Genomic DNA, 16,171 nt, shown 5'->3' on the forward strand with positions numbered 1-16,171 from the left:
TTGATGCGCCTCAGGGCGTAAAGTCCTGTCCGTAGGACGTGAATCTGGCCGACTGAATTGTTCGTAGGGAACAAATCGTGAGTCACGCAATACGGCGGGCCACCGAACTGGGCCTGGATGAGACCGCTGTCACCGCGTTGCGGGCGGCCCTGAAGACAACCGCGGACGAAGTCGTCGAAGCCATCATCGACGAGGTGCCGAGCTACGCGGGCGCACTTTCCGGCCGTATGGGTGGCACTATCCGCCGTGCGGTTCGCACGGCGCTAGGACACTACCTGGATCTGGCTGGAGGAACAGCCACCGGCGGCGACGCGGGCGACGCCGCCTACGAGCTGGGCCGCGGCGAGGTCCGGGACGGCCGGTCGATGGACGCGCTGCTCAGCGCCTACCGCGTCGGCGCCCGCGTGGCCTGGCGCGGCCTGGCACAGGGCGCCGTCTCGGCAGGCCTGCCCGCCGAGGAGGTCGCGAAGTTCGCCGAACTGACCTTCGCCTACATCGACGAACTGTCCGCGGCCAGCGCCGCCGGTCACGCCGACGAACTGGCCGCCCGCGGCCTGGCACACGAGCGTCACCTGGAACAACTGGCCCGCGACCTGCTCGCCGGCGCCGGCGCCGAGGTGCTGCTCGCCTCCGCCCAACGCGCCGGCTGGACTCCCCCGGACTCGCTGACCGCCGTCCTGCTGCCCGCCGCCCAGACCCGCCCGGCCTACCGGATGCTCGACTCCTCCACCCTCGTGCTGGACGACCTGCCGGACGCGACCGGCATGCTGCTGGTGCCCGACGCCGACCGCGGACATCTCTTGAGGCTGCTGACCACCCGCACGGCCGTTGTCGGCCCAGCACGCCCATGGATGCGTGCAGCCGCCTCATACGCACGAGCCGTACGCGCGCGTTCGGTGTCCCCAGACATCCGCGACACCGAGGAACACCTGGTGGAGCTGGTGCTAACCGCCGACGCCGACGCCTACGCCGACCTCCGTGCGCGCGCACTCGCACCGTTGCGCGCACTGCCCACCACCTCGGCTCGACGGCTGGAGGAGACGCTCCGCGCGTGGTTGCTGCACCACGGACGCCGGGAGGAGGTCGCCACGGCGTTGTTCGTGCACCCGCAGACCGTGCGGTACCGGATGGGGCAGCTGCGCGACCTGTTCCCGGACCTCAACTCGCCGCAACGCGTGCTCGAGCTGACGCTCGCGCTGGGGCTGCGCGAGCGCTGAGCCGCGGCTCCGCACGGGGCGGCCTGGCGACCTGTTCCGGACCTCAACTCGGCACAATGCTTTCCCGAACCGACGCTCGCACTCGAGCCGCGCGAGCGCTGAGGGGCGACTCCGCACGGGGCGACCTGGCGACCTGTCCCCGCACCTCAACTCGCCCCAACGCGTCCCGAACCGATCGTCAGCGCTCAGCCGCGCGGGCTGCCCGAGCGCTGAGCCTGGCGCCGGTCACGCGCCGGGTCACGCGCCGAGCGGCTTGCGGACCTCGGCGGCCTTCGCGGGGCCGTACATCTGGTTCAGCACCCCGTCCAGGAACTGGTCGGGGGTCAGGTTCTGCTGCTTCGCGACCGCCGCGTAGGCGGAGTCGGCGAGGTCGAGCAGCGGCTGCAGGTCGAGCTTCCACGTGCCGTCCTCGCGGACGAAGCGGAACTTGTACGGCGCCACCTGGCCGCGGGCCAGCACCTCGGCGGACGCTGTGTCGCCGCTGGTCGTGATCTTGCCGATCTCGAGGTTGTTGATGCCCTTCTCCCCCACCAGGCCCTTGTCGATCGAGACCTTCACCAGGTCTTTCGGCGACGCGGTGCGCAGGATCGCGGGGTCCACGGAGCCGCGCAGGGTGTACACGGCGGCCCGCTTGCCCAGGGGCGCGGTGGAGAGGTCCTGTTCGGTGGCGGTGAGCGCGAGCTTCCGGAAGTCGTCGTAGACGGTGAAGATGGGCGTGGCCAGCACCGACACACCGGTGGCGCCGTCCTTGGCCAGCGCGGCCTTCGTGTAGGTCTCGAAGGCCGCGCGGACGGCCGGCGACTCGTCGACCGACGGCGTCGAACTCTGGGTCGAGCTCGGCGTCGAGGTCTGGGCGGGCGTGGTCGTCGGTGCCTGGGCGCAGGCGGTCGCGAGCAGGCAGAGGGCTACCACGATGAGTCGCTTCACGCCCAGAAGCGTAAGGGTCCTTGGGAACCTATTTACCGAAACGGGTCATGTAGTCCTGCACCTTCCTCAGCGTCGCGGGGTCCTCCATGCCGCCGCCGTGGCCGACGCGTTCGGTGCGGACGCGGATCGCCTTGTCCCCCAACTGCTTCTCGACCTGCTCGGCCCAGACCTTCGGGGTCGCGGGGTCGAGCGAGTTGCTCAGCACGAGTGTCGGGTTGGCGCTGCGGGACCTCACCGGCTTCGGCTGCCCGGTCTTCGGGCCGCCGACGCAGATCGACGTGTAGTTGCTGGAGTTCGTCGAGTAGCCGACGACCGGCGCGGCCCGCCTGGCCGACCTGAGGTCTCCACGGGCGTCCTGCACGCTCGGCAGGGCGAACGGCCAGTCAGAACACGCGATGGGGTCCGCGTACTCGATGCGCTTCGGCACCTCGCCGCCGGGATCGTCCGGCAGCGGGTTGCGTCCCTCGGCGAGCTCGTGCAGACCCCGGGCCATCGCACCGAAGTCCCTCGGCCCGAAGACCTCGAAGTACCGGGTGACCATCACGTCCGACCACGGGAAGCCGTAGAAGGTGCCGGGGAGCATCCCAGCGTTCTGCTGCGCCTTGCGGAACACGTCGGCCGGATTTTGGCCGTGCAGCGCGCAATCCGGCGTCTCGGCACACCACTCGGTGAACCGGGCGAAGATCGCCTCGACGCCGGCGGCGGCCGTGGTGATGAACTCCCGGCGGTTCTGGCCAGGGTTCATCACGCCTTCGACGATCGACCCGTTCACGTGGCCGCCGAACAACTCCAGGTACCGCTCGGCTAGCAAACTGCCGTAGGAGAAGCCGTACACGTTGACCCGATCGGCTTTCACCGCCCGTCGCAACGCGTCCGCGTCCCGAGCGGTGCTGTAGGCGTCGAGGTGCCGATCGAGGCCTGGGACGCCGGTGGTGCACGACGCCCAGAACGCTTTCTGGTTCTCCTGAAGCGCTGTGAACGCCGTGCCGGAGGTCGGCGGGATGTACGGGATCTTGAGCGTCTTGTCGACGTCGCAGGTCATCGGGTGGCTCTCGCTGGTGCCGCGCGGATCCAGCGCCACCAGGTCGTAGCCGGGCAACGCGCTGCGCAGCGACCCGAGGGCCAGATCGCCGGGCTGGCCGGGGCCGGACGGGAAGTTCAGGACGGTTCCCTTGCTGTGCTGGGCTTTCCACCGGTAGGCGCGCAGTCCGACGGTGCCCTTACCGGGACGCGACCAGTCGACCGGCACGGTCAGCGTGCCGCACTCGACGCCCTCCGCGACCGGCTTCTCGCACGCGCCCCACCCGATGTCCGGTTCCGCCACCGCGTCCGGCGCGAAGGTCAGGGGCAGCACACCCGCCACCACCGCGGCCATCACGTTCATCTTCTTCTTGAACACCCGTCCAGGGTGGTGCGCGGCGGAGTACGACCGCATCAGGCCAGGGTGCTACGACAGGATCAGCCTCAGGTAGCACAACCTCCGACAGGCCGAAGCGATCTTGTGCCACGATGGCCGGCGTGGACCGCCGCAGGTTTCTCCGAGTCGCGGGACTGGCGAGCGCGGGCGTCGCGCTCACGGCCTGCACCACCTCCGGAGGTCCGTCGACACCTCCGTCCAGTTCGTCCGTTTCAAGTGGACCGCCGGACTGGTCTGCTTTGCGCACCAAGCTGTCCGGCAAGCTGGTGCTGCCGGCCGACGACGGCTTCACCTACCAGGGCTTCAACCCGGTGTGGGACGCGCGAAAGCCCGCCGCCGTCGCCCGTTGCACCTCACCGGCCGACGTGCAGGCCTGCGTGGAAGCGGTCAGACTGCGTGCTCCGATCGCCGCTCGCAGCGGTGGTCACAGCTACGCCGGCTACTCCTCGCCGGAGAACGGGCTGCAGATCGACCTGCGCGGACTCGCTGACATCGAGGTGCTGCCCGGTGACCAGGTCCGCATCGGCGCCGGGGCACAGCTCGGCGAGGTGGCCCGCGTGCTCGCGGAGTCCGGCCGTTGCCTGCCCACCGGCACGTGCCCGTCCGTCGGCGTCGCGGGCCTCACGCTCGGCGGCGGCATCGGCGTGCTCTCCCGCAAGTACGGCCTGACCTGCGATCACCTGGTCTCGGCGACCGTGGTCACCGCGGACGGCCGGCTGGTCACCACGTCCGCGCAGCAGGAACCCGACCTGTTCTGGGCACTGCGCGGCGGTGGCGGCGGCAACTTCGCGATCGTCACCGAGTTCGTGTTCGCGACCGTGCCCGCCCCCGACGTCACGGTGTTCTCGCTGCAGTACCCCGCCGGTGCCGCCGCAGACGTGTTCGGCGCGTGGCAAGGCTGGATCGCGCAGGCACCGAACGAACTGTGGTCCAACGTCGTCGTGCGCGGCGGCCCGCAACCGACCTGCCGCGTCGGCGGCTGCTTCATCGGGTCCGTCGGCGACCTCGCCGGGATGCTGACCGCGCTGCCGGCCGCGCCCGAGCGGTTCATCCAGCCGAAGAGCTACCCGGAGGCCACCCGCTACTTCGTCGGCGGCCCGATCGACCGCGAGTCGTTCGTGGCCTCATCCCGGATCGTGCGTTCCCCGATCAGCGACCCCGGCCGCGCCGTGAACCTGATGGCCGGCCAGTCCGACGAGTCGTACCTGATCTTCGACAGCCTGGGCGGCGCGGTGTCGGACGTCGCCGCGAACGCCACCGCGTTCCCCCACCGGGATGCCCTCGCCTGCGCCCAGATCTACTTCAAGACCCCACCCGAAGCCGCGACGGAAGCGGCCAAGGCGATGGGCCAGGCACGCGACGGGCTCGGTGCGCTGGTCGGGGAAACCGGCTACGTCAACTACATCGATCCGCAACTGCCGCGCTGGGCCGAGGCGTACTACGGCGCCAATCTGGGGCGATTGCGTGAAGTTGCCGCGAGGTACGACCCGGACAAGGTGTTCGCGTTCGCCCAGTCAGTGCCGCGCTGAGTCCTGTTAGGACGCCCTGAGCGAAGATGGTCGCATGAACTCGTTGTTGCTCGCCGCGGCGATCGCCATGGTCTTGCGATCACTGGCGGCGTCACGGCTCGACAGGTGGAGCCTCGGCGCGCCGATCGTGATGGTGCTGGCCGGCGCCGCGGTCGGGCTGCTCAACGCGAACTCCATCGCCGAGGGCCTGAACACCGAGTCGATGCAGCACGCGGCGGAGATCATCCTCGCGGTGCTGCTGTTCGTCGACGCCACCGAGGTGCGCGCTGGCCGGTTGTGGGGCGCCTACCCCGGCCTCGTGGCCAGGGTGCTGCTGGTGGCCATGCCGATCAGCCTCGCGCTGGCCGCGCTGCTGGGCTGGCTGTTGTTCCCGAGCCTGCCGTGGGCGGTGCTGCTGCTGGTCGCCTGCGTGACGGTGCCGACCGACTTCGCCCCTGCGGAACGGGTGGTGCGTGATCCGGCGTTGTCCGCACGGGTGCGCAGCACGTTGAACATCGAGAGCGGCTACAACGACGGCATCGTCTCGCCGTTGTTCCTGTTCGCGCTGATCCTGGCGGGCGACGACTCGCAGGAGCGCACGCCGCTCGAAGCGCTGGGGACGGTGCTGCCGTTCGCGGTCAAGGCGATCGTCGCCGGTGTCGTGATCGGCGCGGTGCTCGGGTGGCTGATGGACCGGGCGCACCAGGCCGGGTGGGTCACCGACCAGTCCGCACGGGTCGCGGTGCTGCTGGCGCCGCTGCTGACCTTCACCGCGACCGTGGCCATCGACGGCAACGGGTTCGTCGCGTCGTTCGTCAGCGGCATCGCGTTCCGTTACGTGCACCGGCTGCTCAAGGCCCGCCGCGTCCACACTGGACGGGCGGAGGCTCGGACGGACGTGCTGAACACCGATCTGCACCTGCTGGAGGACGTCACCGGGCTGCTGACGATGACCATGTGGTTCGTCGTGGGCATCGCCTCCGTGCTCATCTTCTCCCTGGGCGTTTCCTGGCAGGAGGTGCTCTTCTGCGCCGCGGTCCTCACCGTGATCCGCATCCTGCCGGTGTTCCTCGCCTTCACGCGGTCCCGGTTGTCCGGGCGCGAACGGGTACTCGTCGGCGCGCTGGGGCCCCGCGGCACGACGACGATCGTGTTCGGCCTGCTGGCGTTCAACAAGCTGCCGGAGGGGTCGGCGGCCGACACGATCCTGACCATCACGGTGATCTGCGTGCTGGGCAGCGTCGTGCTGCACGGCATCGGCGCCGGGCCGGTCGCGCTGCTGCTGGCCAAGCGCTCAAAGACTCCGGCTGAAGTGGAACGCGGGGATGACGTACCCGGAGTTCAGGTATAGCCGGTGCGCGTCGTGGCGGTGCGTTGCGGAGTCGAGCTGGACCGACGTGCAGCCGAGGCGGCGGGCTTCCTCGTCCACCCACTTCAGCAGGGCACCCGCGTGCCCCTGCTTGCGCGCCGACGGCAGCGTTGTCATGTCGTCGATGTAGATGTGCGAACCCGCGTAGAGGTTCGTCATGTGGCGGAACCCCGCTGCCGCGACCACCTGGCCGCTCGCGTCGAAGGAGGCCACGATCCGGTAGCCCTCCTTGCGCTGGGCGCGCACCACCTCGACGAACTCGTCGACAGAGGTGAGGTGCGGGCGGAGAGCACGGAGCGCGTCGAAAGCTTTTGCCGTGTCCGCGTCGTCCAGTTCGGCGATGGTGTGTTCAGTGGTCACACCGATCATGGTCGTCGGGCAAGTGGCATCCCAGAAGTACCATTCAGGACGTTTGTTCAGATGCCACTTCAGCCGGACAGGTGAGCGAGGACGGCCAGCACCCGGCGGTGCCCGTCGACGTCCGACGGCAGGTCGAGCTTGGTGAACAGGTGCCGCACGTGTGCCTCGACAGTGCGTTCGCTGAGGTGGAGCTGCTTCGCGATACCGCTGTTGGTCAGGCCCTGGGCCATGAGCGCGAGGACGGCGCGTTCGCGCTCGCTGAGCGCGTCGAGCGGTCCCCTGCGGCCGACCAGGCTGGCCACGACGTGCGGGTCGAGGGCCGAGCCGCCGCGGGCCACGCGTTCGGCGGCGGACAGGAAGTCGGCGACGTCGAGGACGCGGTCCTTGAGCAGGTAGCCGAAGCCGCCGAGGGTGATCAGGTCGGCGGTGTGGGTGGTCTCGACGTGCTGGGAAAGCACGAGAACGCCGAGGTCCGGGCGCGTCCGCTTGAGAGCGCGGGCGGCGCGGGCGCCCTCGTCGGTGAACGTCGGGGGCATGCGGACGTCGACCACCGCCAGATCCGCGGCTGTCACGGCCGCATCCAGCCCGGCCGCGTCGCCCAGGGCGGCAACGACCTCGTGCCCGCCGTCGGTGAACAGGCGCACCAGACCCTCGCGCAGCAGCACCTGGTCCTCGGCGATCACGACGCGCATGGCACCTCCGCGGTCAGCGTCGTTCCCGCACCCGGCACGCTGTCGATGCGCAACGTGCCCCCGAGCGCCTCCAGCCGGTCGGCGAGCCCGGTGAGGCCGGTCCCGGTACCGGGCGTCGCCCCGCCGACGCCGTCGTCCGTCACGGTGACGACGAGAGTCCCGTCCCGGCGGGCGGCGGTGAGAGCGACGCGGGTGGCTCCGGCGTGCTTGACCGCGTTGGTCAGGCCCTCGCAGCCGACGAAGTAGGCGGCGGCCTCGGCTCCGGTGCCGAAACGTCCGGGCGGCACGTCGACGGAGACCGGCACGGGCGCGCGGCCGGCGAGGTCGCGGAACGCCGGGGCGAGGCCCGCGTCGAGCTGGGCCGGCGGCAGTCCGTGGGCCAGGGCGCGGAGTTCGGCGATCGCGGCGCCCACCTGGTCCACGGCGGCGTCGAGCGTTGTGAGGGCGCCTTCGATGTCGGCGGCCGGCAGACGACCCGCGGCGTCCACCAACCGCCCGCCGTCCGCGGGACCGTCGTTGGTGAGCTGATGCTGGGCATGGCGCAGCGCGAGGCCGATCGCCACCATCCGCTGCTGAGCACCATCGTGCAGGTCACGTTCGATCCGGCGCCGCTCGGCATCGGCAACAGCGACGATGCGCGCCCTGGAAGCCTCCACCTCGGCGAGTTGACGGCGCAGCTCGGCCCGAAGCCGCACGATCTCCACCGCCAGCCCGGCGGCTTCCACGACCTGCCGCAGCACGACGGGACTCGCCTCGACGGTGTAGGTGACCACGCCGAGCCGTTGCCCGTCGCGCTCCACCACCACCTGGCCGCGTCCCTCCACTGAGGACGGTTGACCGGAGAGGTGGAGCTCAAGCCCTGGGTCGTCCAGGACCTCCCGCAGCACGTCCCGCACGTCCTCCGGCGCCGCCCTGCCGGCGCGCAGCTCCTCCAGGAACGCCTCGACCCGGTGCACCGCGTCGTAACGGGCGCGGTTGAACTGCCGGTCGACCACGTCCTGAACGCGTGCCCGCAGCGGCCGGAACGCCAGTGCCACAACGAGTGTCGCCGCCGCGGTCACCCACGCCGAACCCCGGCCGAGCGCCGTGCCCAGCACGACCGCGGTCACCGCGTAGGCCGCGGCGAGCAGCACCGTCAGCGTGGCATAGCTGACGGTGCGGCTGATCAGGAAGTCGATGTCGTACAACCGGTACCGCAGGATCGCGACGGACGCGGCCACCGGCAGCGCCATCAACGGCACCGCCGCGATCACCCCCGCCAGCGGCGTCACGTACCAGAGGAAGAACGACAGCGGCAGCATCACCCCGGCGAGCGCCGCCGCGAACACGAACCACTTCAGCTGTTGCCGCAACACACCGTGCGAGCGCCGGAACCGCACCACCAATGCCACCACCGAGGCCAGCATCGACCCGAGGTACAGCGACATCCCCACCGTGAGCAACGCCTGGGCCGGCAATCCCGGGACAGCGAACGGGTTGTGCCCGCCGGGGAGGCTCTGGCCGATGGACGGGCCGAACGACCAGCCCACGACGGCCAGCACCAGGCCGGAGGACGCCACCCACAGCACCGCGCGCCAGCCGCGGCCGGGCAGCCGGCCGTCCGGGAACAGCAGGAACGTCAGGATCCAGCCGAACCCGCTGGGCAGCCAGCCGGTGTAGCTGAGCCACAACCCGATCACCCAGCCGTGCAGTCCCAGGCCCTGGGCGAGGTCGGAGCACAGCGCGCTCAGCAACGCGAAGCCGAGGAAGAGCCATCCGACCGGGCTGCGCCGCACGATCAAGGCGCCGGCACCGGCCATCACCACGGTGGAGACCGCGTACATCAGCGTGTCGTAGAGAGGTTCGCGCCCCCACGCGAGCGCCACGGCGGCCACCTCGGCCGCGACCGTGAGCCCGAACACCACGACGCGCATCGCCACATGGTCGCAGCCGCCGCGCCCACCGACCATCCGTGCCAGCACTGCATCGCGATGTGGTGTTCACGCCGATGACCCGCGCCGTCTCCGGCAGCCACGCTTTCGCCACCCGACAGAGAAAGCGAGGAAGTCATGAACAAGTACGCCGTCGCCGGTGGTGCCGCCACCGCCGTCTCCGGGCTCGTCGTCCAGACCGTCGTGCAGCCCACGTCCACCGTTCCGGACACGATGTGGAGCTATCCGCTGAGCCCGAACGCGTTCGTCCTGGCCACCGCGCTCTACGCCGTGTTCCACGTCCTGGTTTTGGTCGGAGTGCTCGCATTCGCCCGCAGCGGCGCGGCAGGCACTTCACGGACAGCACGCACGGGCACCGCGCTCGCCGTCGCCGGCACCGGGCTTCTCTGCCTCGCCGAGCTCGCGTCGATCCTGTTCAGCGACGACCTGATCGCCGATCCCGGACCGTCCGCGGTGGGCGCCGCGTTCGGCGTCGCCGTGGTGCTGACCGCGGTCGGCTTCCTGCTGTGCGGCGCGACCACCCTGCGCGCCGGGGTGTGGCAGGACTGGCGGCGGCTCGTGCCGCTCACGACCGGAATCTGGTCCACGCTGCTGGTGGGCATCGCCATGACCAAGGCATTGCCCGCGGGTGTGGCGGTGTACGGCGTGTGCATGCTGCTGCTCGGCGTCGCGCTGCGCGAACCGCGAAAGGCGCGCACCACGGCCGAAGTCTTGGCGTGAGATCAGCACGGCCGGACGAGGGCCCTGGTCGACCAGGGCCCTCGCGCGAACCCGCTCCGGATCAAGGAGTCAGGTTGAGCGTCCAAGTGTCGATCGTGCCGGTGTCCTGCGCCGCCAGGTCGCGCACGCGGAGCTTCCACGTGCCGTTGGCGGCCTCACCGGACAGGTTGACGGTGTAGGTCTGGTTGATGTTGTCCGCCGAACCACCGGTGCGGTTGTGCAGCGTGTACGACGAGCCGTCCGGCGCGATCAAGGCGACCGTCAGGTCACCGATGTAGGTGTGCCGGATGTTCACCGCCACCGTGGCGGCGGTGGACGGCGTGGAGGCACAACCGGAGATCACGACGTCGCTGTCGACCGCGGCACCCGCGTCCGGGACGGCGACGTCGTTCGGGTTGGTGCCGGTGCAGCTGCCGCCGCCTCCGCCGGTGACGGTCAGGGTGTAGGTCGCGGTGCGGGACACCGAGCCGGCCGCGGTGATCGTGACCGGGTAGGTACCCGCCGGCGTCGACGCCGTGGTGCTGATCGTCAACGTCGAACTCGCGCCGGTGGTCACCGACGCCGGGTTGAACGAAGCCGTTGCGCCGGAAGGAAGACCGGACGCGGACAGCTGCACGGTCTGCGCGTCGCCGCTCACGGTCTGGGTCGCGACGGTGGCCGTGGCCGAGGAGCCCGCCACCACCGAGCCCGAGGAAGGCGACACCGCGACGGAGAAGTCGGCGCCAGGAGTGCCGGTGCCGACCGCCGACTTCCACAGGGTGTAGGCGATGCCGTCGACCGCGCGGTTGAGGTGGGTGTCGCTGATGTTGGCCGTGGTGTCGCAGGCCCGGTGGTAGCAGGGGTCGAAGGCGCCGCCCGCGGTGCCGCCCCACTTCGTCGCCTGGGCGGACGTCTTGGTGGCGCTGGCGCCCATCGCGTAGCCGGACGCGGGGATGCCCGCGTTGGTGAAGGACGCGTCGTCGGACCGGTTGCGGCCCTCGGTGTTCTCCTCCGGCGACAGGCTCAGAGAGTCCCAGTAGGCCTTCATGTGCGCCGACTGCGTGGAGTTGATGTTGTTGATGAAGTAGCCGCCGTTGATCGAGCCCACCATGTCGAAGTTGTGGTAGGTCTTGATCTTCGTGCGCTCGGTGGCCGGCAGCTGGGAGACGTAGAAGCGCGAGCCGAGCAGGCCCTGCTCCTCGTCGGTCCACCAGGCGAACCGGACCTTGTTCAGCATCGTCGGGTTGGTGCGGGAGAGCACGAGCGCGGTCTCGAGCAGCGCGGACGAGCCGGAGCCGTTGTCGTTGATGCCGGGGCCCGCGGAGACGGAGTCCAGGTGGGCGCCGAACATGTAGACGTTGTTCGCGTTGCCGCCCGGCCACTCGGCGATCACGTTCGGGCCGGCGCCGCTGGTGCAGCCGGAGGTGCACGGCTGCTCGGTCACCGAGTACCCGGCCGCGGTGAGCTTGTCCTTCACGTACGTCACCGACGCGCGGTAGCCGGCCGTCGTCGAACGCCGGTTGCCGCCGTTCTGCGTGGCGATGGTGTTGAACTGGGTCAGGTGCTGCTTGACCGCCGCGATGTCGATGTCGGGGATCTGCGGCCCGGTGCCGCCGGTGACGGTCAGCGAGTAGGTCGCGGTCCTGGTCGTGCTGCCCGCGGCCTGCACCGTCACCGGGTAGGTGCCCGAGGGCGTGGACGCGCTGGTGGCGATCGTCAGCGTCGAGTTCGTGCCGGTCGTGACGGACGCCGGGTTGAACGACGCGGTGGCACCGGAGGGCAGGCCGCTCGCGGTGAGCTGGACGGTTTGCGCCTGACCGCTGGTGGTCTGCGTCTGCACGGTCGTCGTCGCCGACGAACCCGCCGCGACCGAACCGGAGGCGGGCGACGTGGCGACGGAGAAGTCGTTGGCGGGGGTGGAGCCGAGGTTCAGCGACCAGGAGTCGATCCGGCCGACGTCGTTGGCCGCGTTGTCGTTGACCCGCAGCTTCCAGGTGCCGTTCGCGGTCTCGCTCGACAGGTTGACGGTGTAGGTCTGGTCGATGTTGTCCGCCGAACCGCCGGTGCGGTTGTGCAGTACGTAGGCAGAGCCGTCCGGCGCGACCAGGGACACCTGGAGGTCGCCGATGTAGGTGTGCACGATCTTCACCGGCACGGTGCTGGTCGCCGACGGGACCGACGGGCAGTCGGTGATGGTGAGCGGCGACTCCACGGTGGTGTTGTCGCCGATAGCCACGTCACCGTCGTTGGTGCCGGAGCAACCGGCCAGTGGCGCGGCGGCCGCAGGGACGACCATCGCTGCCGCGACCACCACGGTTGCCAGCGTGGTGGACAGCACGGATCTTCTTCGCACTGTGGGGCTCCTTCGCAGGGTTTTGCAGGGTCAGGCGAACGTAACCGCGCCGACCCGCCCCGACATCAGGCCGTTCGGATGGTTGTCACGGCCATTTACATCAAACTGGTTTGATGTATCGTGGACGGATGGCCGCGCCGGAGTTCCTGCGGATGGCCGCCCATCCGCTCAGGTGGCAGCTGCTGACCGAGTTGGCCGGCAGCGACCACCGCGTGCGCGAACTGACCGAATGCCTGCGGGAGCCGCAGAACCTGGTCTCCTACCACCTGCGGCTGCTGCGCGACGGCGGCCTGGTCACCGCGCGGCGCAGCACGTCGGACGGCCGCGACACCTACTACCACCTCGACCTCGACCGCTGCGGCAGCCTGCTCACCGGCACGGGCGCCGCGCTGCACCCGTCGCTGGAGCTCCAGGCGAGCCCGGGCACGTTGTCCCTCAACGGAGTCCGGGTGCTGTTCGCCTGCACCGGCAACAGTGCGCGTTCGCCGATCGCCGAGGCCCTGCTGCGGCACCGCGCGCACGGGATCAGGGTCACCAGCGCGGGCAGTCGTCCTCGGCAGGAGCTGCATCCGCACGCCGTCCGGGTGCTGCGCGAGGAGTACGGCATCGACGTGTCCGGCAGGAGCCCGCGTTCGCTCGACGCCGTGCGAGCGAACTTCGACCACGTGATCACCTTGTGCGACAAGGTGCGCGAGGTCTGCCCGGAGTTCGAGGGCACGCACCCGCCGATCCACTGGAGCATCCCGGAGCCCACCGGCTACCCGGCGTTCGTCAGCACCGCCGCGGAGATCGACACACGTATTCGCCATCTGCTGCCCGTGCTCGCCGCGGCAGCGCGTCAGAAGGGGTGAACGATGACCGACCAGCTCGCCAGTGTCCGCTACCTCGTCGACGACGTCCAAGCCGCCGTTGACTTCTACACCGTCCACTTCGGATTCGCCGTCCGCACCGACGCCGCGCCCGCGTTCGCCGACGTGGTGCGCGGGCCGCTGCGCCTGCTGCTGTCCGGACCGGCCAGCTCCGGCACCAGGGCCACCCCGGCGGACTCGCTCGCCGCCGGCCGCAACCGCATCCATCTCGTCGTGGACGACCTCGACGCCGAGATCACCCGGTTGCGCGCGGCGGGGGTGACCTTCGCCAGCGACCTGGTCAGCGGCCCCGGCGGGCGGCAGATCCTGCTCACCGACCCCGCGGGCAACCTCGTCGAACTCTTCCAGCCCGCCGGCTGAGGTTCAGCGCGGCCAGCGCAGGTGGTGGTCGTCGATGCGGAACTCGTGCGAATGCGTCCACACCCCACCCGCGAGCACCGCGTCGTGCAGATGTTCGTGCTGCGGTTCGAGGTCGTGGTGGTCGTGTTCGACGACTTCCGGGTCGTGTGCTGGCCAGAGCCTCCACGCGACGACCGCGCCGGTGGCGGTGATCGTGCCCAGCACCAGAAATGCGGTGGTCATGCCCGCAGCGGTGGCGACCCAGCCTGCCAGCGGGTAGCAGAGCAGCCAGCACGCGTGGGACAGCGCGAAATCCGCGGCGAACAACGCCGGCCGGTCTGCCGGATCTGCTGACCGGCGCAACAGCCGGGCGCCTGGGGTGAGGGCCAGCGAGCACCCGGCACCGATCAACGCCCACACCATCAGCAACGCCTGCCAGTCCGCCGCGAACAACGCGCCGACCAGCAACAACGCGGTCAATGCCGCAGCGGCCCGCAGCACCACCACGCGGTCCGCGAAGTGATCGAGCAGCCTGGGCAGAGCGGAGGCCGCCACGAGCGATCCGGCGCCGTTGACCGCGAGAGCGATGGCGACGTCGGACGCGTCCCGCCCGAGCACGTCCCGCACGTACGCGACGGTGTTCACGAACACCATCGATCCGGCAGCCGCGGCGGCGAGGTGCACGGCCAGCAGCCCACGCAGCCGTGGTGTGGCGAGGTAGATGTGAATGCCGCGCGTCGTGGTGTCGTACCACTTGCGGGGCAACGGTTTCGGCTGCGGCACGAGGGTGGACAGCACCAGCAACGCCGACGCCGCGAACCCGATCGCGGTGCCGAGGAAGAGCTGGTGGAAGCTCACCAGGGCCAGCGCCAGCGCGGCCAGCGCGGGACTGAGCAGGCTTTCCAGGTCGTAGGTCATCCGGGACAACGTGATCGCGCGGGTGTAGTCGCGTTCGTCGGGCAGCACGTCCGGAATGGTCGACTGGAACAACGGCGTGAAAGCCGCCGATGCCGCCTGGAGCAGGAAGATCAGGACGTACACCTGCCAGACCTCGTCGACCCACGGCAACGCCACCGCCACACCGGCCCTGACCACGTCGAGCGCGACCAGCACCGCCCGGCGGGGCAACGCGCCGAGCAGGGCCGCCGCCATCGGCGCCACCCCGACGTAGGCGATCATCTTGATCGCCAGCGCCGTTCCGAGCACCGCTCCCGCGTCCGCTCCGGCGATGTCGTACGCCAGCAGGCCCAGCGCGACTGTCGCCAAACCCGTCCCGGTCAGGGCCACGACCTGGGCGCCGAACAGGTTCCGGTACGTCCGGTTGCGCAGGACCGAAATCACGGCGGAACTATAAGCACGCCAACGGGTTTGCGTCGACGGTGCAACAGCCGAAGCATGGCAACAACCAGACTCTGGCCGTACCGACGCCGAGCACGATCCGTCCACCACAGACGGTGTTGCCAGCCATGTGGAGCCGCTCCGCTAGATTCCGTGTCGATCCCGCCTCCCCGGAAACGAGCCCCATGATCGACCTGCTGCCGACGGTGCTGACCGTCCTCGCGCTGGCCGGCGCCGCCTGGTCGGTCGCGCTGATCGTGCTGAAGAAACCGCTGCTGCCGGTGACCAAGCCGAAGCTCGGCCTGGCCGCGGTGCTCGCCCTGCTCGAGATCGGGCTGCTGGTCCAGGCGGTGATCGGGATCGTGAAGCTGGCAGGGCTGGACCGCGAGATCGACAAGTTCTCGTTCGTCGGCTACCTCGTCGGTCCCGTGGTGATCCTCCCGCTCGCCCTGGCGTGGTCGGCGGCCGAACGCACCCGCTGGAGCGGTGGCGTGCTGGCGGTCGCGTGCCTGAGCGTGCCGGTGATGATCGTGCGACTCGGGCAGATCTGGGCCGGCCATGCGTGACGCGGCCACCCGGCAGGGCCCCGGCCGAATGCTGATCGCGGTCTACGGGATCTTCGCGATCGCCGCGACTTCCCGGTCCGCCGTGCAGCTCATCACCCGGTTCGACCAAGCACCGGTCGCGTACCTGCTGTCGGCGTTCGCCGCCGTGGTGTACGTGCTGGCCACCATCACGCTCGCGCTCAACGCACGCCGGGTGGCGCTCGTGGCGTGCGCGGTCGAGCTCATCGGCGTGCTCACGGTCGGGTTCGTCAGTCTTCTCGTGCCGCGGGCGTTCCCGGACGCGACGGTGTGGTCGACGTTCGGCATCGGCTACGGATTCATCCCGCTCGTGCTGCCCGTGCTGGGTCTGCTCTGGTTGCGGAAGACGGCCTGAGCCTCACTTCGGCAGCCCGGGTGGCACCGCAGGCGCGGCCTCGCCCGTTCGCTGGTGGCCGGATTGCTGGAGTTCGCACGGGCGGACGGCTACCGCTCGGTCTACCTGCACGCCTACCGCCACTCCCCCGGCGCGCTGAAATACCGGCCATGCGCGCCGTCGCCGGGCGCCGTCGGCGCGGGGGGGGGGAAGACGGGCGGGGTCAAAAGGTCG

Annotated in this window: 15 protein-coding genes and 1 pseudogene; 9 read left to right on the plus strand and 7 right to left on the minus strand. The window is 70.3% G+C overall.

Translation table 11 applies throughout. The features are described 5' to 3' along the window. Nucleotides 1-77 precede the first annotated feature (77 nt). The gene (locus ACWGE0_RS21995) at nucleotides 78-1,217 is read left to right on the plus strand and encodes a PucR family transcriptional regulator (protein WP_452262757.1); all 1,140 of its coding nucleotides are present in this window, start codon (nucleotides 78-80) and stop codon (nucleotides 1,215-1,217) included. A 237-nt stretch (nucleotides 1,218-1,454) separates the two neighbouring features. Here ACWGE0_RS21995 and ACWGE0_RS22000 read toward each other — a convergent pair whose 3' ends face one another. Both ACWGE0_RS22000 and ACWGE0_RS22005 read right to left on the minus strand, forming a co-directional pair. Continuing rightward, nucleotides 1,455-2,144 (minus strand): hypothetical protein, encoded by a 690-nt coding sequence (locus ACWGE0_RS22000; protein WP_452262758.1) that lies wholly within the window; start codon nucleotides 2,142-2,144, stop codon nucleotides 1,455-1,457. Between the two features lie 28 nt (nucleotides 2,145-2,172). After that, complete coding sequence (locus tag ACWGE0_RS22005; protein WP_452262759.1) at nucleotides 2,173-3,579, minus strand: alpha/beta fold hydrolase; 1,407 nt, start codon at nucleotides 3,577-3,579, stop codon at nucleotides 2,173-2,175. 74 nt (nucleotides 3,580-3,653) lie between these two features. On the opposite strand from ACWGE0_RS22005, the gene ACWGE0_RS22010 reads away from it, so the two are divergent. Together ACWGE0_RS22010 and ACWGE0_RS22015 are read left to right on the plus strand one after the other, a co-directional pair. Continuing rightward, nucleotides 3,654-5,090 (plus strand): FAD-binding oxidoreductase, encoded by a 1,437-nt coding sequence (locus tag ACWGE0_RS22010; RefSeq protein WP_452262760.1) that lies wholly within the window; start codon nucleotides 3,654-3,656, stop codon nucleotides 5,088-5,090. 34 nt (nucleotides 5,091-5,124) lie between these two features. After that, on the plus strand, nucleotides 5,125-6,420 hold the full coding sequence (locus tag ACWGE0_RS22015) for a cation:proton antiporter (RefSeq protein WP_452262761.1): 1,296 nt from the start codon (nucleotides 5,125-5,127) through the stop codon (nucleotides 6,418-6,420). On the opposite strand, the gene ACWGE0_RS22020 is transcribed toward ACWGE0_RS22015, so the two are convergent. From ACWGE0_RS22020 to ACWGE0_RS22030, 3 genes are all read right to left on the minus strand, one after another. Beyond that, nucleotides 6,364-6,798 carry a GNAT family N-acetyltransferase gene (locus ACWGE0_RS22020; RefSeq protein WP_452262762.1) on the minus strand — a complete coding sequence of 145 codons (435 nt, stop codon included), beginning with the start codon at nucleotides 6,796-6,798 and terminating at the stop codon, nucleotides 6,364-6,366. The genes ACWGE0_RS22015 and ACWGE0_RS22020 overlap by 57 nt on opposite strands. A gap of 68 nt (nucleotides 6,799-6,866) precedes the next feature. After that, nucleotides 6,867-7,490 (minus strand): response regulator transcription factor, encoded by a 624-nt coding sequence (locus ACWGE0_RS22025; RefSeq protein WP_452262763.1) that lies wholly within the window; start codon nucleotides 7,488-7,490, stop codon nucleotides 6,867-6,869. Continuing rightward, nucleotides 7,478-9,403 carry an ATP-binding protein gene (locus tag ACWGE0_RS22030; protein WP_452262764.1) on the minus strand — a complete coding sequence of 642 codons (1,926 nt, stop codon included), beginning with the start codon at nucleotides 9,401-9,403 and terminating at the stop codon, nucleotides 7,478-7,480. Before ACWGE0_RS22030 ends, ACWGE0_RS22025 begins: the two co-directional genes overlap by 13 nt. A gap of 135 nt (nucleotides 9,404-9,538) precedes the next feature. Between ACWGE0_RS22030 and ACWGE0_RS22035 the strand changes: the two genes are divergently transcribed. Continuing rightward, nucleotides 9,539-10,141: a hypothetical protein gene (locus ACWGE0_RS22035; RefSeq protein ID WP_452262765.1), complete on the plus strand. Its 603-nt coding sequence runs from the start codon at nucleotides 9,539-9,541 to the stop codon at nucleotides 10,139-10,141. A gap of 61 nt (nucleotides 10,142-10,202) precedes the next feature. Here the strand turns inward: ACWGE0_RS22035 and ACWGE0_RS22040 are convergent, their stop codons facing one another. Beyond that, nucleotides 10,203-12,473, minus strand: coding sequence for a proprotein convertase P-domain-containing protein (locus ACWGE0_RS22040; protein WP_452262766.1), 2,271 nt, complete (start codon nucleotides 12,471-12,473; stop codon nucleotides 10,203-10,205). Nucleotides 12,474-12,586: 113 nt separating this feature from the next. Here ACWGE0_RS22040 and ACWGE0_RS22045 point away from each other — a divergent pair, with 113 nt between their 5' ends. Continuing rightward, nucleotides 12,587-13,324 (plus strand): arsenate reductase/protein-tyrosine-phosphatase family protein, encoded by a 738-nt coding sequence (locus ACWGE0_RS22045; RefSeq protein ID WP_452262767.1) that lies wholly within the window; start codon nucleotides 12,587-12,589, stop codon nucleotides 13,322-13,324. A gap of 3 nt (nucleotides 13,325-13,327) precedes the next feature. Beyond that, entirely contained in the window at nucleotides 13,328-13,702 is a 375-nt protein-coding gene (locus ACWGE0_RS22050) for a VOC family protein (protein WP_452262768.1), read from the plus strand. Nucleotides 13,703-13,705: 3 nt separating this feature from the next. Here the strand turns inward: ACWGE0_RS22050 and ACWGE0_RS22055 are convergent, their stop codons facing one another. Further along, nucleotides 13,706-15,022, minus strand: a complete 1,317-nt coding sequence (locus tag ACWGE0_RS22055; protein WP_452262769.1) for an MFS transporter — start codon at nucleotides 15,020-15,022, stop codon at nucleotides 13,706-13,708. A 182-nt stretch (nucleotides 15,023-15,204) separates the two neighbouring features. Here ACWGE0_RS22055 and ACWGE0_RS22060 point away from each other — a divergent pair, with 182 nt between their 5' ends. The 3 genes and pseudogenes from ACWGE0_RS22060 to ACWGE0_RS22070 all read left to right on the plus strand — a co-directional run. After that, nucleotides 15,205-15,585 carry a hypothetical protein gene (locus ACWGE0_RS22060; protein ID WP_452262770.1) on the plus strand — a complete coding sequence of 127 codons (381 nt, stop codon included), beginning with the start codon at nucleotides 15,205-15,207 and terminating at the stop codon, nucleotides 15,583-15,585. Further along, nucleotides 15,578-15,958 carry a hypothetical protein gene (locus ACWGE0_RS22065; protein ID WP_452262771.1) on the plus strand — a complete coding sequence of 127 codons (381 nt, stop codon included), beginning with the start codon at nucleotides 15,578-15,580 and terminating at the stop codon, nucleotides 15,956-15,958. The genes ACWGE0_RS22060 and ACWGE0_RS22065 overlap by 8 nt, the downstream gene beginning before the upstream one ends. Nucleotides 15,959-15,994: 36 nt before the next feature. Beyond that, nucleotides 15,995-16,171: pseudogene (locus ACWGE0_RS22070) on the plus strand (hypothetical protein); the annotation flags it as partial.

It is taken from the genome of Lentzea sp. NPDC054927 (assembly GCF_053610285.1).